Annotated in this window: 27 protein-coding genes; 1 reads left to right on the top strand and 26 read right to left on the bottom strand. The window is 60.9% G+C overall.

What is annotated here, in order from left to right; genetic code table 11:
* Window positions 1-360: 360 nt before the first annotated feature.
* From DVS29_RS14960 to mltG, 7 genes are all read right to left on the bottom strand, one after another.
* Window positions 361-723, bottom strand: a complete 363-nt coding sequence (locus DVS29_RS14960) for a Rap1a/Tai family immunity protein (protein ID WP_118181248.1) — start codon at window positions 721-723, stop codon at window positions 361-363.
* Between the two features lie 85 nt (window positions 724-808).
* Window positions 809-1573 (bottom strand): ankyrin repeat domain-containing protein, encoded by a 765-nt coding sequence (locus DVS29_RS14965; protein ID WP_118181249.1) that lies wholly within the window; start codon window positions 1571-1573, stop codon window positions 809-811.
* 61 nt (window positions 1574-1634) lie between these two features.
* A complete protein-coding gene (locus DVS29_RS14970) occupies window positions 1635-2426 on the bottom strand; it encodes a TatD family hydrolase (RefSeq protein WP_118181250.1) in 792 nt (263 codons plus the stop codon).
* 66 nt (window positions 2427-2492) lie between these two features.
* The gene (locus DVS29_RS14975; protein WP_118181251.1) at window positions 2493-3023 is read right to left on the bottom strand and encodes a GNAT family N-acetyltransferase; all 531 of its coding nucleotides are present in this window, start codon (window positions 3021-3023) and stop codon (window positions 2493-2495) included.
* Window positions 3024-3065: 42 nt separating this feature from the next.
* The gene (locus DVS29_RS14980) at window positions 3066-4109 is read right to left on the bottom strand and encodes a DNA polymerase III subunit delta' (RefSeq protein ID WP_118181252.1); all 1044 of its coding nucleotides are present in this window, start codon (window positions 4107-4109) and stop codon (window positions 3066-3068) included.
* Between the two features lie 19 nt (window positions 4110-4128).
* The gene (gene tmk / locus DVS29_RS14985; protein WP_118181253.1) at window positions 4129-4749 is read right to left on the bottom strand and encodes a dTMP kinase; all 621 of its coding nucleotides are present in this window, start codon (window positions 4747-4749) and stop codon (window positions 4129-4131) included.
* Entirely contained in the window at window positions 4749-5771 is a 1023-nt protein-coding gene (gene mltG / locus DVS29_RS14990; protein WP_118181254.1) for an endolytic transglycosylase MltG, read from the bottom strand. The genes tmk and mltG overlap by 1 nt, the downstream gene beginning before the upstream one ends.
* A gap of 227 nt (window positions 5772-5998) precedes the next feature.
* Between mltG and DVS29_RS14995 the strand changes: the two genes are divergently transcribed.
* On the top strand, window positions 5999-7090 hold the full coding sequence (locus tag DVS29_RS14995; RefSeq protein WP_118181255.1) for a site-specific integrase: 1092 nt from the start codon (window positions 5999-6001) through the stop codon (window positions 7088-7090).
* On the opposite strand, the gene DVS29_RS15000 is transcribed toward DVS29_RS14995, so the two are convergent.
* From DVS29_RS15000 to DVS29_RS37320, 19 genes are all read right to left on the bottom strand, one after another.
* A complete protein-coding gene (locus DVS29_RS15000) occupies window positions 7083-7349 on the bottom strand; it encodes a pyocin activator PrtN family protein (protein ID WP_118181256.1) in 267 nt (88 codons plus the stop codon). The genes DVS29_RS14995 and DVS29_RS15000 overlap by 8 nt on opposite strands.
* A gap of 8 nt (window positions 7350-7357) precedes the next feature.
* A complete protein-coding gene (locus tag DVS29_RS15005; protein ID WP_118181257.1) occupies window positions 7358-7696 on the bottom strand; it encodes a hypothetical protein in 339 nt (112 codons plus the stop codon).
* Window positions 7689-8015 carry a Ref family recombination enhancement nuclease gene (locus tag DVS29_RS38325; protein ID WP_118181258.1) on the bottom strand — a complete coding sequence of 109 codons (327 nt, stop codon included), beginning with the start codon at window positions 8013-8015 and terminating at the stop codon, window positions 7689-7691. The genes DVS29_RS15005 and DVS29_RS38325 overlap by 8 nt, the downstream gene beginning before the upstream one ends.
* A gap of 47 nt (window positions 8016-8062) precedes the next feature.
* On the bottom strand, window positions 8063-8719 hold the full coding sequence (locus DVS29_RS15015; protein ID WP_118181259.1) for a dcm methylase: 657 nt from the start codon (window positions 8717-8719) through the stop codon (window positions 8063-8065).
* Complete coding sequence (locus tag DVS29_RS15020; protein WP_118181260.1) at window positions 8716-9129, bottom strand: recombination protein NinB; 414 nt, start codon at window positions 9127-9129, stop codon at window positions 8716-8718. The genes DVS29_RS15015 and DVS29_RS15020 overlap by 4 nt, the downstream gene beginning before the upstream one ends.
* 18 nt (window positions 9130-9147) lie before the next feature.
* Window positions 9148-9522 (bottom strand): hypothetical protein, encoded by a 375-nt coding sequence (locus DVS29_RS36885; protein WP_124800642.1) that lies wholly within the window; start codon window positions 9520-9522, stop codon window positions 9148-9150.
* Window positions 9523-9573: 51 nt separating this feature from the next.
* Window positions 9574-10017 carry a VRR-NUC domain-containing protein gene (locus tag DVS29_RS15025; protein WP_118181261.1) on the bottom strand — a complete coding sequence of 148 codons (444 nt, stop codon included), beginning with the start codon at window positions 10015-10017 and terminating at the stop codon, window positions 9574-9576.
* 183 nt (window positions 10018-10200) lie between these two features.
* The gene (locus DVS29_RS15035; protein ID WP_164707919.1) at window positions 10201-10875 is read right to left on the bottom strand and encodes a 3'-5' exonuclease family protein; all 675 of its coding nucleotides are present in this window, start codon (window positions 10873-10875) and stop codon (window positions 10201-10203) included.
* Between the two features lie 265 nt (window positions 10876-11140).
* Window positions 11141-11434 (bottom strand): hypothetical protein, encoded by a 294-nt coding sequence (locus DVS29_RS15040; protein WP_118181263.1) that lies wholly within the window; start codon window positions 11432-11434, stop codon window positions 11141-11143.
* A 32-nt stretch (window positions 11435-11466) separates the two neighbouring features.
* Entirely contained in the window at window positions 11467-12405 is a 939-nt protein-coding gene (locus DVS29_RS15045) for a ParB/RepB/Spo0J family partition protein (protein WP_118181264.1), read from the bottom strand.
* 3 nt (window positions 12406-12408) lie between these two features.
* Window positions 12409-13272: a hypothetical protein gene (locus DVS29_RS15050; RefSeq protein ID WP_164707920.1), complete on the bottom strand. Its 864-nt coding sequence runs from the start codon at window positions 13270-13272 to the stop codon at window positions 12409-12411.
* A 323-nt stretch (window positions 13273-13595) separates the two neighbouring features.
* On the bottom strand, window positions 13596-14249 hold the full coding sequence (locus tag DVS29_RS15060; RefSeq protein WP_118181266.1) for a hypothetical protein: 654 nt from the start codon (window positions 14247-14249) through the stop codon (window positions 13596-13598).
* A 67-nt stretch (window positions 14250-14316) separates the two neighbouring features.
* Window positions 14317-14973, bottom strand: a complete 657-nt coding sequence (locus tag DVS29_RS15065) for a DEAD/DEAH box helicase family protein (protein ID WP_118181267.1) — start codon at window positions 14971-14973, stop codon at window positions 14317-14319.
* Window positions 14974-15217: 244 nt separating this feature from the next.
* Window positions 15218-15613, bottom strand: a complete 396-nt coding sequence (locus DVS29_RS15070; protein WP_118181268.1) for a hypothetical protein — start codon at window positions 15611-15613, stop codon at window positions 15218-15220.
* 52 nt (window positions 15614-15665) lie between these two features.
* On the bottom strand, window positions 15666-15956 hold the full coding sequence (locus DVS29_RS36890) for a hypothetical protein (RefSeq protein ID WP_124800643.1): 291 nt from the start codon (window positions 15954-15956) through the stop codon (window positions 15666-15668).
* 92 nt (window positions 15957-16048) lie between these two features.
* The gene (locus DVS29_RS15075; protein WP_118181269.1) at window positions 16049-16573 is read right to left on the bottom strand and encodes a hypothetical protein; all 525 of its coding nucleotides are present in this window, start codon (window positions 16571-16573) and stop codon (window positions 16049-16051) included.
* Window positions 16574-16576: 3 nt separating this feature from the next.
* The gene (locus DVS29_RS15080; protein ID WP_118181270.1) at window positions 16577-16852 is read right to left on the bottom strand and encodes a winged helix-turn-helix domain-containing protein; all 276 of its coding nucleotides are present in this window, start codon (window positions 16850-16852) and stop codon (window positions 16577-16579) included.
* The gene (locus tag DVS29_RS15085; RefSeq protein ID WP_164707921.1) at window positions 16852-17643 is read right to left on the bottom strand and encodes an ATP-binding protein; all 792 of its coding nucleotides are present in this window, start codon (window positions 17641-17643) and stop codon (window positions 16852-16854) included. The genes DVS29_RS15080 and DVS29_RS15085 overlap by 1 nt, the downstream gene beginning before the upstream one ends.
* Window positions 17640-18314, bottom strand: a complete 675-nt coding sequence (locus tag DVS29_RS37320; RefSeq protein WP_164707922.1) for a hypothetical protein — start codon at window positions 18312-18314, stop codon at window positions 17640-17642. Before DVS29_RS37320 ends, DVS29_RS15085 begins: the two co-directional genes overlap by 4 nt.
* Between the last annotated feature and the right edge of the window lie 109 nt (window positions 18315-18423).

An 18423-nucleotide genomic window follows, 5' to 3' on the forward strand; every position in this document is an offset into this window, starting at 1 on the left:
CAGCTTCGGGACCGCGCTTCTTCCGATATGACAGACGCGCGGTGGAATCGGTTGCACGTCAGTTACGTGACGATAGCGCGTACGCGGCGATCCCGCGACGACGCCGGCACAAGCGGGCCGGCTGCACGAGGGATCAAGCAGGATGTGCTCCCGGAAGCGCACACAGGTGTGCCCGAAAGCGTGAGAGGAAGATCGGAAGGACTACGACGCGGGTTGCGGCTGCGGCTGCATGCGGTGCCGCCCTGCCGGCAGTTCACGCATTTGCGAACCGGCTGGTCAGCCGGGCGCGCATCCGCGTCGCGGAACCGGCCCGCACACACCGCCGGCCGGCCGCAGCGGGCCGCCGGCGTCTTGCCGACATCAGTTGCTGTCAGCGGTCTTGCACGGGAACGCCTTGCCGAGCCCGAGCGACACTGCCGTGCTGGCGTTGAAACCCGACGCGGTGGGGTTGTCCGCGATGTACTTGCGAACCGCGTCGGTCAGTTGCTGCGAGCGCGCGTCCGGCGGCAGGCAGAAGTACTGACCGACGCGCGGACCCGTCGTGCCGCCGATCGCGTCGATCGTGTTGTAGACCCCGTCCGCCGCGCCTTCGATATACGCTGCGCACGCGGCACGCGACGCGAGGTCTGTTTTCGTGCACAGCTTGTTGAGGTCGCCCCCCGTGAACGCCGCCGCCGATAACGGTACCGCCAGCGCGCCCGCGCAAATTAGAACCCGCAGCATGGTCTTCCTTGATTGTGAGCGGTGAGAGATCCTGCGCCACGCGGTCTTTGCCGCGCCGGAAACGCGGACTCAGCCGCGCCGCCCGCTATTTTGCACTGTTTTGCGAAGGCGCTGGAGCCCCCGACGGCTTTTGCTGCTGCATCTGGTTCATGCGCGCGCTCAAACCCGCGATTGCATCCGGCTCCTTGTACGCCTTCGCGAAATCGAGCGCGTTCAAGCCGATCTGGTTCTTGATCGTGATGTCGGCGCCGCTGTCGAGCAGGAGCTTGATCGTCGAGATATGGCCGCCGCGCGCCGCCATCATCAGCGGCGTCGTGCCGTTCGGCGAGCCCGCATCGATATAGGCCGAGTTGTCGAGCAGCAACTGCACGACGTCGTCGTGGCCGTTCGAGGCCGCATAGTGCAGCGGCGTCCAGCCCTTCTTGTTGACTTCGGCGTCCTTCGAGATCAGCAGCTTCACGAGGTCGATGTCGCCGTTCAGCGACGCGAGCATCATCGCGTTTTCGCCTGCCTTGTCGAGGATCTCGATGTTGGTCTTCGGGTTCGCGATCAGCGCGGCCGCAACCTTGTCCGACTTCTCACGCGCGGCGAGCACGAGAAGCGGCAAGCCCTGGTCGTCGGTCATGTTCGGATCCATGCCGTGGGCGAGCTGCTTGTTGACCTCGTTGACGTCGTCGAACTTGACGGCCTTGATCATCGTGTCCGCTGGCGTGGCCTGGGCCTGGCCCGCGAACAGCGTCGCGCAGGCAACACTGCCTGCCAGCGCGACGCGCGCCGCGAGGCGGGTCAGCTTCGTGAAAGCTGGTTTGCGCGTAGCGCGCGAGGTCTGAGCGGAGGCGATTTCAATCATGCTGTTTATCATTCTTTACTTTAGGAATATTTCCTATCCTGTTGATTAATCGTATTTTTTATCACGCAACCTGAGGCTCGGGAATCTGGAACAGCCGGAAGAAATTCCGGCTGGTCGCGACACCGAGCTCGTCGTCGCTCAAGCCGCGCTGCTGCGCGATAAAGCGTCCGACATGGCTGACGTACGCAGGTTCATTCGGCTTGCCGCGATACGGCACCGGCGCGAGGTACGGCGAATCGGTTTCGATCAGCAACTTGTCGATCGGCACGCGGCGCGCGACCTCCTGCACGTCGGTCGCGTTCTTGAACGTCACGATGCCGGACAGCGAAATGTGGAAGTCCTGTTCGAGCGCGCGCTCGGCGACGGGCCATGCTTCGGTGAAGCAGTGCATCACGCCGCCCGGCTCGTCCGCGCGCTCTTCGGCCATGATCCGCAGTGTGTCGTCCGCCGACGAACGCGTGTGGATAATCAGTGGCTTGCCGGTGATGCGCGCGGCGCGGATGTGGGTGCGAAAACGCTCGCGCTGCCACTCCATGTCGGCGATCGTGCGGCCTTCGAGCCGATAGTAATCGAGCCCCGTCTCGCCGATCGCGACAACCTTCGGATGCGAAGCAAGCTCGACCAGCTGTTCGACGCTCGGCTCCGCGGCGTCCTCGTGATCCGGATGCACGCCGACGGATGCGTAGACGTTGTCGTGCGCCGCCGCGATCGCGAGCACCGACGGCAGCGTCTCGAGATCGACCGATACGCACAGTGCGTGCGTCACCTGGTTCGCGCGCATGTTCTCGAGCACCTGCGGCAGGCGGTCGGCGAGTCCTTCGAAATTGATGTGGCAGTGGGAATCGACAAACATGTTCGAGGTCCTGCGTTTTCTATGGGTATGCGGTGGACGTGCTGCCGTCCATCGGATTGATCGGGTTCAGGCGTCGTGCGCGGCCTCGGGGCCGACCGGCGCGTCGAGGCGCCGGCCGAGAATCACGAGATCGCGCTCCACGCCATCCAGCACCGCCACGCGCGGCAGCGTGCCCCAGTCGGCGAAACCGAAGCTGCGGAAGAGCCGCAGGCTCGCCACGTTGTGACCGAAGATGAAGCCGAGCACGGTATCGATGCCGAGCCCCGGCGCCTTGTCCAGCGCGGCCGCGAGCAGCTGCCTGCCGAGCCCCTTGCCGCGCGCGCGCTCATCCAGATAGATGCTCACTTCCGCGGTGCGCTGGTAGGCGGGCCGGCCGTAGAAATCGGAAAAGCTGAGCCACGCGATCATCTGCCCGCCCTCTTCGACGACCCACAGCGGCCGCGTCTTCGGCCCATGCGCGTGAAACCACGCGACGCGGCTCTCGACGCTCACTGGCTCGAGATCCGCCGTGACGTCGCGCGACGGCACGGTCGAATTGTAGATCGCGACGATGGCGGGCAGATCGTCGAGCGTGGCGTCGCGGTATGGCAGGGTCATGGCACAAGGTCCGGTTCGATGCCCGAAGCGTAACAAGATGGATCAGGCGCGCGCGAACAGGTCGCGGTAGCCGAGGAACAGATCTTCGAATACGAGCCGCGCGTTCAGCGGGTGATTCTCCACCGCGCGTTGCCGCGTGACCGCCTTCATGAAACGCGTGAATGCGCCGACGTCCAGCTCCGCCGCGCAGCGCGCGAGCGACTTCGACGCCGCCGGGAAATAGCGCGGCGCGCCCGCGGTCCGTTGTGCGAGCAGATCGTAGAGCCAGCGCTGCAGCCAGCCGAGCACGAGCGGCACCGGCAGCTTCTGCAGCGCCTCGCCGCACGCGAACGGATCGCATCCGCCGCCTGCTGCGAGCTGCTTCAGCGTCCAGTCGCGCAGCGTACGGCTCTCGTCACTCGCGAACGCGAGTGCGGCGAGCGGCGCACCGCCAGCTTCGGCCAGCAGCGCGTCGGCATCGTCGACGCCCTGCGCGCGCAGCCACGCAACCGCCGGCTCCGGCGCCGGCGTGCCCATCGGCCACTGGCGGCAACGGCTGATGATGGTCGGCAGCAGCCGGTCGATGCGCGCGGATACCAGGAGGAACACGACGCCCGACGGTGGCTCCTCGAGCGTCTTCAGCAGCGCATTCGCCGCAGCGACGTTGAGCGCCTCGGCCGGATACAGCACGACGACGCGCGCGCCGCCGCGATGCGAGCCGACTCCGCAGAAGTCGAGCAGCCCGCGCACCTGCTCGATCTTGATCTCCTTGCTGGGCGTACGGGTCTTCTTGCCGTCGTCGCCGTCGCTCTTGTCGGCTTTTTCGTCGTCGGCATTCGCGGTGAGACCCGCTTCGGCCGCGAGCGCCTCAGGCACGACGATCCGGTAATCCAGATGGTTGCCCTGCCTGAACCACGTGCACGCGGGGCAGCTGTTGCATGGCTCGCCGTTCGGCAATTGCGCCTCGCACAGCAGGCCCTGCGCGAGATGCTGCGCGAACCGCAGCTTGCCGATACCTGCCTGGCCGTGCAGCAGCAGCGCATGCGGCCACTGCGGGCGCAGTTGCTGAAGGCGGTTCCAGTCGTCGGTTTGCCAAGGAAAAGTCATCGTGTTTAACTATTAATATTCAGAGGCTTGCAATGATTTCTTCAAGTTGATTCCGGATCTGCGCGATGCTTCGCGTCGAGTCGATCACCGCGAAGCGATACGGCGCTTCCTCGACACGACGCAGATACTCGGCGCGCGTGCGCGTGAAAAACGCCTCCGACTCGCTTTCGAAGCGGTCCGGATCGCGCACCGATGCGCGGCGCTCGCCGGCGGTATCCGGCGGCAGGTCGAACAGGATCGTCAGGTCCGGCTGGAAGCCGCCCTGCACCCAGCGTTCTAGCGCTTCGAGCTTGTCGCGCGGCAAGCCGCGGCCGCCGCCCTGATACGCGAACGTCGCGTCGGTGAAGCGGTCGGACAGCACCCAGTCGCCACGCGCGAGTGCGGGCTCGATCACCTGCGCGAGATGCTCGCGGCGCGCCGCGAACATCAGCAGCGCTTCGGTTTCGAGGTCCATCGGCTGGTGCAGCAGGATGTCGCGCAGCGACTCGCCAAGCGGCGTGCCGCCCGGCTCACGGGTCATGACGACCGAGCGGCCCGCCGGCTCGACCTTCACCGCCAGCCGGTCGCGAAACCAGCCGAGGTGGGTCGTCTTGCCGGCACCATCGATGCCCTCGAACGTGATGAATTTGCCCCGCGCCATCATTGACCTCGAATGTATTTGTCGACGGCCTTGTTGTGATCGCCGAGCGTGTCTGAAAAGATGCTGCTGCCGTCGCCCTTCGAGACGAAGTACAGCGCCGGGCTCGCGGCCGGATTCATCGCCGCCTGCAGCGACGCGACGCCCGGCAGCGAGATCGGCGTGGGCGGCAGGCCTTGCCGCAGATAGGTATTGTAGGGAGTGTCCGTCTGCAGGTCTTTCTTGTGGAGATGACCGTTGTAGCCTTCGCCCATGCCGTAGATCACGCTCGGGTCGGTCTGCAGCGGCATGCCCGCGCGCAGCCGGTTCGTGAGCACCGCCGCGACGAGCGGCCGGTCGGTGGCGCGGCCGGTTTCCTTCTCGATGATCGACGCCATCGTCAGCGCTTCGTAGGGCGTGCGGTACGGCAGCCCTGTCGCGCGGCCATTCCACGCCTCGGCGAGGCGCAGCTGCATCTCGCGATACGCGCGGCGGTACACGTCGAGATCGCTCGTGTCCTTGTCGAACAGGTAGGTGTCGGGGAAGAACAGCCCCTCGCCATTGCCCGCCATCACGCCCGGCGCATCGGGCGGCACGCCGATCGCCTTCAGGATGTCCGCATCCGACATGCCGACGCTGTCGTGCTTCAGTGCCGGATTCGAATCGAGCTCGGCACGCATGTGTTTGAAGGTCCAGCCTTCGATGATGGTGGCGACGTACTCGTTGACGTCGCCGCGCGCGAGCTTCTGCAGCACCTCGTAGGGCGTGATGCCGGCCTTGAACTCGTAGTTGCCGGATTTGAGCTGCGTCTGCAGCCCGAGCACGCGCGTCATGATCACGAACAGCTCCGGTTCGACCGGCACGCCGCCGCGGATCAGCTGAGCCGTGACGCCGCGCACGCTGCTGTGCGGCTTGACCGTGACATCGAGCTGAGGGCTGGCGAGTGCGACCGGCGAATTCGCCCAGCGATAAACGCCAAAACCTGCTGCAACGGCCAGCACGACGAGCGTCGCGCCGGCGATGACACATTTCTTCAAGAGGGACATGAAAACGAGACCAGGGTGGACCCCATATAATATCGGAATTTCGATGCAAAGGGGCTTTCTCGCAACAGCTTGATTTGCCGGGTGAATCCCCCGCAAAGCCGCTCTGCGCTTGGGTTCTGGCTTGTGTGCGTCGTGGTTGGTTGTGGCCGGTAATGGCGCGTTGTGGTTGATCGTTAGTGTGCCAGTGTGCTAAAAAGTGTGCCACGGCACACCGCGAGAAACGCACTATGGCATCGATCACCGCGCGCACTGGCGCCAATGGAAAAACGACCTACAAGGCGCAAGTCCGCATCAGGCGGAACGGCATTATCGTACACCAAGAGACGAAGACATTCGACCGACGAGCGGCGGCCGACTCGTGGGGTAAAAAGCGCGAGGTTGAGCTTGCGCAGCCTGGGGCGCTCGAAGGGCCTAAGGTTAGTGACCCGCCGCTTTCCGATGTCATCAAAAAATACCTGTCGGAATCGAAGCGGCTGGCGTCCGGCAAGGTCAATGCCCTGACGCTGATCGCAGATGCTTCGCTCGGGAAGCTTCCGTGCTCGATGGTTACGCCGAACGCGATCATAGAGTATGGCCGTGAACAGGAAAAGAAGGGTAACAAGCCGTCCACTACGGCCAACTACCTGTCACACCTTCGAGCCGTGTTCAAGGTCGCACAGCCCGCGTGGGGCTATCCACTTCGCAAGGCAGTGATTATCGAGGGTAACGACGTCTTGCACGAGCTTGGGCTTTCGTCATCGTCAGACTCTCGCGACCGGCGTCCGTCGATCGAGGAAATTTCGCAAATCGTTGAATGGCTGTACGCTCGCTGGCTCAAACGCCAAGACACGGCGCCGTATCACCTGATGGTACTTTTTGCGATGTTCTCGGCGAGACGTGCCAGCGAAATCCGGCGCATGAAGTGGTCCGACATTGATCGTACGGGCTGTAGGCTGCTCGTGTTCGACATGAAAGACCCGCGCAAGAAAATCGGAAATCACGTATGGGTCGAAATGACCTATGAAGCGCTTCGCGTCGTGAGCGCTGCGCCTCGCGCTGGAGACGTGATTTTCCCGTATGGGAAAGCGGCTGTGAGCGGCGCATTCAAAGAAGCGTGCGACGCGCTCAAGATAGAGGATTTGCGGTTTCACGACCTCCGTCACGAAGGCGTTTCCCGCTTGTTCGAAATGGGTTTCAGTATCCCGTCCGTTGCCGCGATGAGCGGCCACAAGACATGGATTCACCTGAAACGCTACGCCCACATACGGGCATCCGGAGACAAGTACGCGCGATGGAAGTGGTTAGATTTGATTGCGCCGCTTCCGCAGCGCTTCAGTTGATTCCGCAAAGCTGGTTGCATTCCTTCACGGCCGCCGCCCGCTGAGCATCGATGTACGCGGCAAGGTCCGCGATGTGTACGCCTCGCGCGGTCTTTGCGCTTTTGTCTGCGCGCATCACAGGAAGCGCGATTTCCCCACGATTGATTTTGCGCGTCATATTGTGCGCGTCCAGGTGTGGAAAGTAGGCCGCCCGAACCTCATCGAGCGGAACCACTGCGCGGCCGTTGAATTGCGCCATCAAGAGAAATTGCGTGTTCATGCTGCGTGTTACCTGCCCCGCGCCAGCATCGCAAGCGCGCGATGCGATGCCAAATCGTTCCCGTACCCGTCGTATGTGCGACGGTCCCAATCGGCCGCTTTCGGCGGCTCCTGCTCCCTCGCCGTGATTGCGTCGATCGTCTCTTGCGGCGCACGGCGGTAGGTGAAAAAACCGCCCGCATACGTGCGCAGAACTCGACCCGACGTCACGAGCGCGCCCAGCGACTCCATGCATTCGTATCGCGAAAGCTCATCGACGCACCCCACGCGATCGAGCACGTCATCGCCCCCGTAGGCTTCCCCTTCCATCATCGCGGACAGCACGCCTTGTTCGTCGGTCCTAGTCATTGAACACCCGTTCCTGTGTTGGGACGTGCTCCAGCAACGTCCGCTGTGTGTCTATCAGCAAATCCATTTCACGGAATCCGAAGTATTCGAAATACTCGTCGTCCCCCATGTCGTGAATCCCTTCGCCGCTGTGCTGGTGATGGTGTCCGCATACGGGGATGGTCTGATAGTTGCTGCTCCTGCCCCATCCGCCCCGCCCTCGTATGCGGTGGTGTACAGCGGCCTGCATGCCGTCTACGTCATGCCCTAGCCGCCTACACACCGCGCACCCCAGCATCGCGACGCGCCCCATGTACCGCCTTTCTGCTGCTGTCGCCATTCACTACCCTCAAATACTATCACTTAAACATACCACTGTGATAGTTTTTATGCGCAAATTTTTTGACACGGTGCGTTCGCCAGAAAGACGGCGCGCGCGAATCCGCGAGGCGTAGCACTTCGGAAGTTTGCCCGCTCGGGTCCGGGTGGCGCTTTGTGAATGCGATCGTCTGGCGCCCCTAGCGTAGCGTCTCGCGCAACACTAGGCATCACGAAGCCGCCGCCCGTCCACAAGCACGTTTTCTTCGTGTAGTTGTCATCGGCGCAGTACGCGGTGAAATCGCACGGGTGGAACGTGTGAGAGGGCTTGCCAAAGATCGAGGCGAACACGGATACCGGATTCTCGAAGAACCATTTTGCGCCGGTCAGCATGGCGATTGTCCGGCACTGCTCCGCGACCAGCGCGGCCTTTGCCTGGAAATGCGGGTCCTTCTTGCGCTTCGAGGCGAACCATCGCGAGCCAGATACGGCGACGTCGGTGCACGGCGGGAACCCTGCGACGAACACAACGCGCTCATTCTTGATTACGTACAGCAACGCGGGCATTACCTCATCAATCGTACCTTTGATCCGGAACACTTGCCCGTCATCTTCGCTTCGCTCGTGTTGCGGGTCGACCATGACCACGCGATAACCCGCGTCAAGCCACGGCTGAACGAAATTCATCGTCAGATTGCACAGGGCAATCACAGTGCCTTTGCTCATTGCATGAATTCCTCGTATCCCTTCCCTGCCGGAATCCTGACGCCGTTCGTGGTCGCGTAGGCCAGCACGTATTCGAGTAGCGAATTCATCCGCGCTACGCCCATGTGCGCCGATGACTCGCGCACGTTCACGAACTCGCCTTCGATGCCGGGGATCAAGTCAACCCCGCGCTGTGTCGCCATGCTGTGGCCGCTAATCAACAGCGTTTTCCACTGGATCGCATTGAACACGCGGCCGTGATACTTAAGCTGTTTCGCGATCAACCCGAACAAGGCATGCAGAAACGCGTTCTGGCGGATTGTGCGGGTCGACGGCGCCAAGGTGAACACGGACCCATCCGGGGCGTCGACAAAGGCGTGTGCGGCTTCCTCGCGCGTCCCATCGTGCAGGATATATGTCACCTTATCCATTGCTGTTGCGCTCCAAAATCAAAAGCCCGTTTTTTGTTCGGCCGCATCGCTTCCACCCTGCCGCAATGAAGCAAAATCCAGGGTTCCTTGATTTGACCTTTTCCGAATCGACATAGGTATAATGCCTGCTACCAGGCCAGATGCAATCAGCAATTGCGTCCGCCTGTCGAATAAGGTGCGAGCTTCGATGCGGCGACTCGTTTCGAAAGACTGCGCAATTGACTCCTGATTGGCGCTCGCCAGTTCGAACGTCGATGCAATCATCAATGAATTTTCGCCAGACAAAGCATGCGTTTCCGCTGATGGTTCGAAAGACAAACTTTTCTCCTGGCCCAACGAACAACTTACGTTCCCGTCCATCCTTGTACTGATTTGCTGAGTAGTGCCGTTCATACAACTCCAAGCAATTCAGGTCGCCGTCTTTTGTGAGCCACCAAAGCGGCTCTATCGAATCCATGCTACCGGCTCCCCGAACGACAGATACTTGAGAATGCCGTCCCGCGCCTGCTCGAAGCCATGCGCGACGATGACGTAATAGCCCTTGGCGCGGAGCATGTCGTGTATCTGCTCTTGATCCTCGCTGACCACGCCGCCCTTTACGCGCTTCATTTCGATGCGTGCGCCGTGGTATGGTCCCATCGGCTCATCGATATTTATGTCGGGCACGCCAGGCGTCACGCCCTTGCGCTTCGACTGAATTCGCCCCAGCTTGCCAAGTTTGCCTTGACCGTTCGGCACGTGGTAGGCCAGAAGCTTCGGGAACGCCATTCTTAGCCAATCGAAGAATGCGATTTGTTCAGCGGATTCTAACGGTACGGCCCGCCCTTTTGACTGTGCGCGGCGCGGTTTCGGGGCTTTCTTCGCTGTCGGCTTCTGCGGTAATGGCATGTGACTTATCGGACCTTATGAAGTTGAAAAGCTCTCTGCGTGCTGCCTCTGCTGCCGTGTCTCCGCTAGCCTGCCGGATGCGATGAACGATCGTCTGAGCCTTTACGTAGTCACCGGCTCTACCGTCGCGCACCGCATCCATGAAGCGCCGCAGACACGCGGCCCGTTGCTGCTCGCCGTTCATCAGAACGCGAAATCCGGCTCAAGCTCCATTGCCGGTTCCTCGATCGGCAGGAACGACATGCGACGGTAGGCGCGATAGGCCGCGTCGGTGTCATCCATGCAGTACGCAGCAACCTCGGCGATACGGCCGGTGCGGATGTACTCCCAAACCTGGGAGCCGTCCATTCCTTCTGTCTTGCCCTGCACGCCCAGCGCTGCGCACAGCGCATCCAGCTTGATATTGTTCTGTGCGTCCCATCGCTTCATGGTGTCGAACAGGCAATCGTCCCAGGGCTTCGCGCGCATCGCATGCAGCAGGATCGCGGGCGGCTCGACGCCCAGGATAACGGCGCGCTTGAACAGGAACGGCAGATCGAAACCGCTGATGTAATGGCCGATGAAAACCGGCTGACGCATGTTGCACGCACTAAACGCCGACTCGATCGCATCGAACGCTTCGCGCAAAACAAGACCTTCGCCGAAATCTTCATTCCAGCTTGGGCTCCATATTGCCCGCGATTCGCCCGCACCGAACTTCAGGCCGATCACTGCAATCTGACCGCGTGCGCCGTCGAACGACGTCTTTTTGAGCGTTTCCTGTGCCGTTTCTTCGAGCTTTTCATCGCGGAACCGCGCAACCCATTTTTCGATGGCGGAATCCTTCGACGTGAACTTGATTTCGTTCGCGTCCGTCATGCCAAGCTCGCGGCATGCGCGCTCTTTCGTCATGTCGGACGGCGCCTTGAAGTTCTCGCGCAGATCGGCGCGAATTGCGTCCAGCGCTTCCGGGTTCTGGTCCGGAATCGTCTCCAAGTCGATACTGATTTCCAGCTTATCGATATGCATGGTGGTTTCCTTTGGTGGTGGAAAGAAAAAAGCCCGCTACGACTATCGCGGCGGGCTCTGTGCTGCGATGTATGAATATCATACTATCGCTATGATAGGTTTGCAAACTGTTTTTTTACGTCGTCGCCGCCGTGGTGGTCGACGCCGGTTGCGCTGCTGCCGTCGTTGCCGGGGCCGCTGCCTGCTCCGCGCCCGCCGCAACGCGGGCCGCTTCCGTCGCGGTGCTCTCCGCGTGTTCGAAGTGCACGACGCGTTGCAGGCGCGAACAGAGCGAGTGCGCCTCATCGACAAACGCCTTGCTCTCGTCCGTCACGCCCTTGAACATCGACTGATTGAGCTTTTCGAGCGACTGGCGCGTGCGAATCAGCAACTCCGCGCTGTTGGTTTCCACTTCGCTGATGATGGACATGCTTTCTCCTGGTGGTGCGGGTTGAACTGCGGTTATTGCTTGCTCATGGCATTGTCGATCGCGCCGCGTGCGGTCGTTGCCCATGCGACCTGAAAGCCGGTTGCATCCTCGACAACGAACCCTTCCGGTTGCTCGCCAACGGCCGCGCACTTTCGGCACGTCACGGACGCTGAAATCAGGTAATCGAGCCGCGTCGTGTCCGAATTCAGGGCCGCTTTCTTCGCGGGCTCGATATGCTTCGGCGTGGCCTTCGTCTTGCCCTGCGCCTTCGCCGTCGCTACGGCTTGCGTGAGAGTCGTAACGGCCTTCACGCCGTCTTGCTTCATCGTGCGCACCGCCGTGGTCGCGGAAACCTCGCCCGCCGTCACCATCTTGCGGATTGGCTCCGGAGCCGCTATCAGAGTGAGCGCTTGCGACACCTTCGTTACCGAGTACCCCAGGCGGCGCGCGATTTCCTTTTCTTCGATTCCGCGCAGCACGAGGCGCTTGATAACGAGCGCTTCGCCCATCGGCGTCAAGCGCTTGCCGTTGTTGTTCGTGATGAGGCCGAAAATCCGATCGTCTTCGGTCGTACCCTTCGCTTCCTGCACGACTGGCAAATTCTCGATGCCCGCGCCTTCCGTATTGGCGAGCATGACCGCCGCATACCGGCTGTGCCCGTCCTGAATGAACAGCGATCCGTCAGCGGCAGGCGCGATCACGATCGCTTTGTGACGCATGAATCCGTTAGCCTTGATGCTGTCGGCAAGCTCGCGAATGTGCTGCGGATATTCCGGGTCCGCCTCGCGTGCTTCGTTGAAGCCAGGGCGAACCGAAAGCGCGTTGACCGGGACCATGTAGCCGTCGAACGTCCCTTCCTTCACTGCTCGAATGTGCTCGCGGCCGCCCGCTACGAATTCTTCTACTTGTTGCATGTCGACTCCATAGGTGGTGAAGTGGCGACATGATAGCATATCGCCGCGATAGTACAACGCTTATTGAAGCCCGGTAATCTTGCGGATTGCTTCGAGCACGTCGCACACGTGCCGTACATTGGTTCGCTTTTTGGCGTGGTCGCTGAGCGCGTCCGTAATCTCGCCAGCACCAGGCAGACGGAACCGCGTTACGGGCTTCGTATTGCGCTCTTCGGTTGCGCCGTGCGCGTGCCCAGCATCCAGCAAATCGAGCAACGCATGATCGATCGTATGTCCGACGCGCTCGCGCAATGCAGGGTCGGTTTCCGGTGAGCCGCGTTCGGCGCGAATGACGTCAGCGGGCCCGCCCTCGTATTCGTCGCCTGCCTCGATCCGATCCCATCCGGTCGGCGCGTACGTGTATGCGCGCTCGACAATATGCGGCGGCTCGTCTTGAACTGGCTCCTGCGCGGGTTGCGCAGCGGCCAATTTCGCACGCAGCACAACGTTTTCCGCTTCGAGTGCGGCGGCCTTCTCTTCGGCTTCCTTCCGCGCTGCTGCCGCTTCTTCGTCGCGCTTGAGCTGGGCCTCCCGTTCGGCGGCGCGCTTCGCTTCAGCCTTACGGTTTTCCTCGGCCTTGATTTGCGTGTCGTAACCAGCCTTGAGCGTGGCGAGGCGCGCCGTGTAGACCTTCGCGAGCGCATCAATCTCGCGGCCTGCCGTCAGGTGAGGCTCTTTCAGTTCGACGCGTTTAAGCTCGATGCTCGAAATGTGTTCCTGCACTTCCTGGCGGTCTTTGCGCGCCGCCTTATCGCCCGCCGTCGTGGTGCAGTCGTGGACGACGCCCTTATGCCGCTTCTCGAAGGCCGCTACCGCTTCCTCGATCGCGGAGAACGCCTGCACATGCGTCGATACTGCCGTCGTTTCTTTCGTGGTGGTTGTCATTTAAAAACCCCTTCAATTCTTCGTCGGTATAGTTCCGGTCGTGGAAATCTGCATCGCCTAACACACGCATGGCCCCGTTCGCCCTGTGATGGCAGTACAGTGAGCCGCGCCGATGGGTGAACCAATAACCGGCGCACACGCAACCCATGCCGGTAAGGCCGGTATTGCGCTTTTGCATCCATGCGTCTATTCGGTAATCCCGAGCGCCACAATTGCACGCGGGTTGCGTCTTGTACTGTTCCGGTAGCAGGCGAAGCACGCGCCGTGCTTCACACTTTCGACACCGCGCGTGAAACTTCGCCATTATCTGGAGTCCTTACCGGTCAGAACGGAATATCATCGTCAGGGAACCCGCCGCCGTTACCGGGCGCGTTCGGATGGCCGCTATTGCCTCGCGAAGCGTTGGCGCCGCCGTTGCGCTTCAACGGCTTATCCTTCAGTGCGGCGATGAGTTGTTCCAGTTTTTCCGGAACCGTCTTGTGCGCGATAATCTCGCTCGCGGTCAGGTCATCGGCGGGTCGGTAGAATCCGACGATTTCCGGCTTCCAGTACGTGCCCTGGCCGTCCTTTCGCTCTTCCTCGACCATGCGAACCAGAATTCCGACTTCCGGCCCGATAAGTTCCGCGAACTGCTCCATTTCCTTCGAAACTTCCTTCTGCTGCTCGCGATCCCACACGAGCGAAGCGCGCCGAGCCGGTTTGATGTTGAATGCGCCGGTTACCGCGAGCAGCGCCATCACCAGGTCAAATCCGGACCATTGAGCGCCTGCATCGTTGTGCGTCCAGATGGACGCAGAGAGCTTTTCGCCGTTCTTGCTTTTGAAGTCGAACCCGATTCCGTGCGCTCCGGTGCGGTCGCTGTAGAGCTTTTCTGCGCGGGAGAACTTGCCGACGTAAGGCCCCTTTTCGTTGATGAACGCCGATCGCTGATCGGCCTTCGTTGCGTTCGCCGTGGTTGCCTTGGTGAGTGCGTACATGTCGTTACCTCAGGTGGTTAGGTGTTGGTATTGTAGACTACCGCAACGATAGTCTACAAGCGGTTTTTTAGGCCGGCATGTTGATTTCGTAGTAGTCGCAAATCGCGGCATCCACTGCGGCCAGGTCGTTCGGCACCATGTCATCGGCAAACATGCCCATCGGCGCCTTTACCGTCGTGCGGCCGTTGTTCTTCGTGATGAACACGTTTTCGCGGTCGACAACATCGGCTTGCAGCACGATCGTAACCATGCCTTCAAGGCATACCTTGTCGTCCAGCATCTTGCCCAGCGTCTTGCACTTCGTCCGGCCGTCGTCGGATTCCTCCGTGTGCGACATGATGAACACGCGCACGTCATCCGGGAGCGCTGCCGCCGCGTTGATAATGTCCCAGGCGCGCCGACCAATGTCGTTGAACTTGTCGTAGCCCTTCTCATCCACGCGGCGCATGAACTCGTTTGCCATCGTGTATTGGAAGTCGTCCACCACGATCACCTTGCGTTGCGTCTTCTGCATTGCCTTGATGATCGATTCCGCGTGGTCGGAAACGAGGATGTTTCCTTTCGGATTCTCGCGGCCAAGGTAGTCCCAGCCCAACGCCTTACCCTTGAACGGGAGCGCTTTACGCAGCGCTTGGATAAGCAACGTCGAACTCGGTTGTAAGTTCCGTAGTGACGTGCTTTTGCCCGCGCCCGACTTGCCCAAAATAAACGAAACGGTAGCCATTTAAACCCTCGATTTGCTGTTGCTGTTCGCACTCCCATTGGTGGTGGAGCGCGGCCTGTTCGTCATCGTGTTCCATACATTCCTCACTGCATGAAATCAATGATAGGCTATCTTGATGATAGTTGCAAGCGGCTTTTTTAATTGCATGCGAGCCAGCTAACCAGCACGCAAATCAGAGCCGCCGCCGTCCACGTGCCGCCGATTACGATCACGTCGGCACGCCGGATTCTCCGAAGTGCGCGCATCACTGGAGCACTCGACGCACGAGCTTGGCGGCGCGATTGCCTACCATCGCAAGCCAAGAATCGACGCGGCCCGCGTGGCGCGTTACCTCGTCGTCCACATCGATCGCGAGCGAAAACAGTTCGCGTGCAACGATGATTTGCCGCTCGACTTCCTCGACGTTATGCTGCGCCGTCTGGAGTGCGCGAACGCTTGCCGCATCCTTCAACAGATCGCTGTTTGCCTGTGCGATGCGCAGGTTTGCTTGCGTTGTTGCGCGTGCTGCGCGGAACAGTTCCGCGAACACCGGATCGGACGTGAAACCCATCTGCTGTTCTTTGATCGTCGGGCGGTTGCCGTTGCCGCCGCTCTGCGCCTTGGCGAGGGCGGTTTGCAGCGCTTCGGAAAATGCGGTCATGGTGGATGCTCTGTGTCTGGTGGAAATTGGCCGCGCAATACGGCCGTGAGGGTTAGCCGATGTGGTAGTAGCTTCGAACCAAGAGCGATGATGCGCTGGGGGAAGTGCGAATTCGAATACGTCCGCCTCGCTCAGACAGCGTTTCGGACAGCGCGCCGTCAATGAATTTGAGCGCTTCATTGCGGCTCACCTTAATGCCTTGGCAGGTGCGAAAGCACTTGCCATCGTCGCCATCAATTGGTAGTTCAAGGTGAGCCGTAACGAAGAATCGAGCGCCGCCCGGTGCATTGCGGATCATCTTGAGTGCGCTTGCTCGATCCAGCGTGTGTTCAGTGCGTTCCATAGCGTTCCCCTGTTGGTTTCGTGCTGCGATGGGATGAATAATAGGCTATCTTCATGATAGCCGTCAAGCACGAAAAATATCAGGGCAAACACCTACGCGGCGCGCTGTGCGTACCCCGCTTGCTTGAACACCTTGTGGATCGCTGCGTTCGCTTCCTCGCCGAGCTTCGCGAGTGCGGGCCGGATTCGTTCGCACGCCTTCTCTGCGCCCCGAGTCGTCACGCCGGTATCCTTCGCGATCCGGATCAACGGCGGGCAGTACCCGGCGCCGAAGATGAATTCACGGTCGATCACTGCGCGCAGCAATTCCGGCTTGCGCGCCATCGGGCGGAAATGCTCAGCGAGCAGGGTAAGCGCCTCGTCACGGGCTTGCCCTGGTTCGTCGTAGGTGAGCGTAAGCCATGCGGCCTGCAACGGCGTGACGGCCTTCTTTGCCACTGCCAGTATCCAGGTCGCTTGCTGGTAGCGCTCGCCCGTGCTCAGCTTGTCGCGCGTCGTGCTGCCTGACGTCGGGACGCCGTACTTCGGCGACTTGACCGCGTTCGCGAGCGCGATCGTATCGAACGTGGCTTCAAGCGCTTTGTCTACCGTCTTGAACAGGTATTCGCGGTGCTTCATCGGTCAGGCTCCCGGAAAGATTGCAACGACCGGCCGCACGGTGCGAAGCGTGAGGGGGTCGGTGGTGGTGAATGCAGAGTTTTCCGCGTGACCCGACTCGATAAGCTCGCCGACGCGACCGCAAACGCTCGACAGGGCGAATCCGGTTTGACGGGCAATGTCGGCGCGCGTGAGGCCTTGCGGCGTGTCGTTTAACAGGTTCAGAATCCGGACGCGTTGCGCGTGCGCTGCACCGCTATCCCGCTGCTGCTGCAACGAATGGCTTTGTGTGGATGACATTAGAACTCCCCCATTGCGCGCACGGCGGTGCGCTCGCTTTGCCAGTCGAAAGGAATCACGCTCGCACGCTCGCGCATACGATCCGCGATGCGCTCGCCAACGTATTCCGCAAGGTCCGCCTTGCTCAGGTTTGTAATCAGGATCGTTGGGCGCGCGTTGCAATAGCGCTGGTCGATTACGTTCGTCAGGTGCGCCTTTACATCGTCGGTTGCAGCCTGAATGCCAATCTCGTCCAGGATGAGCAAATCGACTTCGCCATAGATGCGAAGCATTTCGGCCGTGCCGATCGGGGCATCGCGGCGCATGCAGTCGCGCATGCGACTGACAGTCTTGAACGCCGTTTCGTACATGGCCGAATGCCCGCGCGCCATGATGGCGCTAGCAGCGGCGATAGCAAGGTGAGATTTCCCCGTGCCAGTGTTCCCGAGCAAGAGCAGCATCGTTCCGCGATCCAGGTGTTTCAGAAACGCGTCAGCGAACGCTTTGCACTTCGCGTGCGCCGACGACTTCGCCGGGGTGTCGCACCGGTAGCTGTCAAACGTGCGATCAACAAACCCGCGCGGAATACCTGACGCGGCGAAACGCTTTTCGATTCGGTCCTGTCGCTCGCGGGCTTGCTCTGCCGCCTCGCGCGCCGCGCGCTGGTCCGCTTCATCCTGGGCGCACTGCCCGCAGTGAGCCATGCGGATTTGCAACGGCTCGCCAGTCTCTTCGTGCCGCTTCGCAAAGGTGAGCGTGCGCACTTCGTACACGCCATGCTTGGCACACGTTCTCGTTTCGGTGGTGGTCAAAACGGAATCTCCTCGTGATCGAACTCGACGCCAGAATGCGATGGTACTGCAAGACGCGACTTTTGTCCTATCGTCGCGATAGTGTTCGAAGGCAAACCTTTGGGCATGAAAATGCCGGTCCATTGATTCCGGATGCTCGTGTCCAGAATTTCGACGGGGCTGTGCCCGATCTTCGCCGCGTCGCCCAGCAACCGCAACTGCATTTCAACGGCGCGCTTTGCAAGGGGCTTGCGAATCTCGGTGCGATAGGCGCACCACTTCGACCACGCATCGGCTGGCACGCCTTCCGGCAGTTCGACCGTACGCGCGTCGAAGCGCTTAACCTCAATCTTTGCTACGGCCTCAGTCTTTACTACAACATCAGTACTTACTAGTAGCGGATTTGCCGGATACGGCTGATCCGGATACGGCAAACCCGGAAGCGGTGCCGTGTCCGGATTTGCCGGAAGCGGTGCGTCGCATATTTCGCTCACGAAATAGTCAATCCCGCCGAACTTCCCGGCGTCGTTTTTTCCTTGCTGGCGAGTGACATAGCCAGTCTCGATAAGCTCTTGCAAGACGCCATAGACCGAATCACGGCCGCTGGGCTTTGCTGACTCTGCCGTCTCGTTGATGAGTGCAGACACGTTGACGGACCAGTGATCCGGCTTCCCGAGCAGAAAAATCAGCATGCCTCGCGCACTCCACGATAGCCGCGAATCCTCGCTGATTTTTTTGTCCAGGATATAGAAATTCCCATCGGGTCTAGCTGCGCGAACGATAGCCATATGTGATCGGTCC

It is taken from the genome of Paraburkholderia phosphatilytica, from assembly GCF_003443895.1.
Lineage (GTDB): Bacteria > Pseudomonadota > Gammaproteobacteria > Burkholderiales > Burkholderiaceae > Paraburkholderia > Paraburkholderia phosphatilytica.

Coding starts and splice junctions, on each gene's coding strand:
- DVS29_RS14960 (WP_118181248.1), bottom strand. CDS start 723: ATGCTGCGGGTTCTAATTTGCGCGGGCGCGCTGGCGGTACCGTTATCG.
- DVS29_RS14965 (WP_118181249.1), bottom strand. CDS start 1,573: ATGATTGAAATCGCCTCCGCTCAGACCTCGCGCGCTACGCGCAAACCA.
- DVS29_RS14970 (WP_118181250.1), bottom strand. CDS start 2,426: ATGTTTGTCGATTCCCACTGCCACATCAATTTCGAAGGACTCGCCGAC.
- DVS29_RS14975 (WP_118181251.1), bottom strand. CDS start 3,023: ATGACCCTGCCATACCGCGACGCCACGCTCGACGATCTGCCCGCCATC.
- DVS29_RS14980 (WP_118181252.1), bottom strand. CDS start 4,109: ATGACTTTTCCTTGGCAAACCGACGACTGGAACCGCCTTCAGCAACTG.
- tmk (WP_118181253.1), bottom strand. CDS start 4,749: ATGGCGCGGGGCAAATTCATCACGTTCGAGGGCATCGATGGTGCCGGC.
- mltG (WP_118181254.1), bottom strand. CDS start 5,771: ATGTCCCTCTTGAAGAAATGTGTCATCGCCGGCGCGACGCTCGTCGTG.
- DVS29_RS14995 (WP_118181255.1), top strand. CDS start 5,999: ATGGCATCGATCACCGCGCGCACTGGCGCCAATGGAAAAACGACCTAC.
- DVS29_RS15000 (WP_118181256.1), bottom strand. CDS start 7,349: ATGAACACGCAATTTCTCTTGATGGCGCAATTCAACGGCCGCGCAGTG.
- DVS29_RS15005 (WP_118181257.1), bottom strand. CDS start 7,696: ATGACTAGGACCGACGAACAAGGCGTGCTGTCCGCGATGATGGAAGGG.
- DVS29_RS38325 (WP_118181258.1), bottom strand. CDS start 8,015: ATGGCGACAGCAGCAGAAAGGCGGTACATGGGGCGCGTCGCGATGCTG.
- DVS29_RS15015 (WP_118181259.1), bottom strand. CDS start 8,719: ATGAGCAAAGGCACTGTGATTGCCCTGTGCAATCTGACGATGAATTTC.
- DVS29_RS15020 (WP_118181260.1), bottom strand. CDS start 9,129: ATGGATAAGGTGACATATATCCTGCACGATGGGACGCGCGAGGAAGCC.
- DVS29_RS36885 (WP_124800642.1), bottom strand. CDS start 9,522: ATGAACGGCACTACTCAGCAAATCAGTACAAGGATGGACGGGAACGTA.
- DVS29_RS15025 (WP_118181261.1), bottom strand. CDS start 10,017: ATGCCATTACCGCAGAAGCCGACAGCGAAGAAAGCCCCGAAACCGCGC.
- DVS29_RS15035 (WP_164707919.1), bottom strand. CDS start 10,875: ATGACGGACGCGAACGAAATCAAGTTCACGTCGAAGGATTCCGCCATC.
- DVS29_RS15040 (WP_118181263.1), bottom strand. CDS start 11,434: ATGTCCATCATCAGCGAAGTGGAAACCAACAGCGCGGAGTTGCTGATT.
- DVS29_RS15050 (WP_164707920.1), bottom strand. CDS start 13,272: ATGACAACCACCACGAAAGAAACGACGGCAGTATCGACGCATGTGCAG.
- DVS29_RS15060 (WP_118181266.1), bottom strand. CDS start 14,249: ATGTACGCACTCACCAAGGCAACCACGGCGAACGCAACGAAGGCCGAT.
- DVS29_RS15065 (WP_118181267.1), bottom strand. CDS start 14,973: ATGGCTACCGTTTCGTTTATTTTGGGCAAGTCGGGCGCGGGCAAAAGC.
- DVS29_RS15070 (WP_118181268.1), bottom strand. CDS start 15,613: ATGACCGCATTTTCCGAAGCGCTGCAAACCGCCCTCGCCAAGGCGCAG.
- DVS29_RS36890 (WP_124800643.1), bottom strand. CDS start 15,956: ATGGAACGCACTGAACACACGCTGGATCGAGCAAGCGCACTCAAGATG.
- DVS29_RS15075 (WP_118181269.1), bottom strand. CDS start 16,573: ATGAAGCACCGCGAATACCTGTTCAAGACGGTAGACAAAGCGCTTGAA.
- DVS29_RS15080 (WP_118181270.1), bottom strand. CDS start 16,852: ATGTCATCCACACAAAGCCATTCGTTGCAGCAGCAGCGGGATAGCGGT.
- DVS29_RS37320 (WP_164707922.1), bottom strand. CDS start 18,314: ATGCTGATTTTTCTGCTCGGGAAGCCGGATCACTGGTCCGTCAACGTG.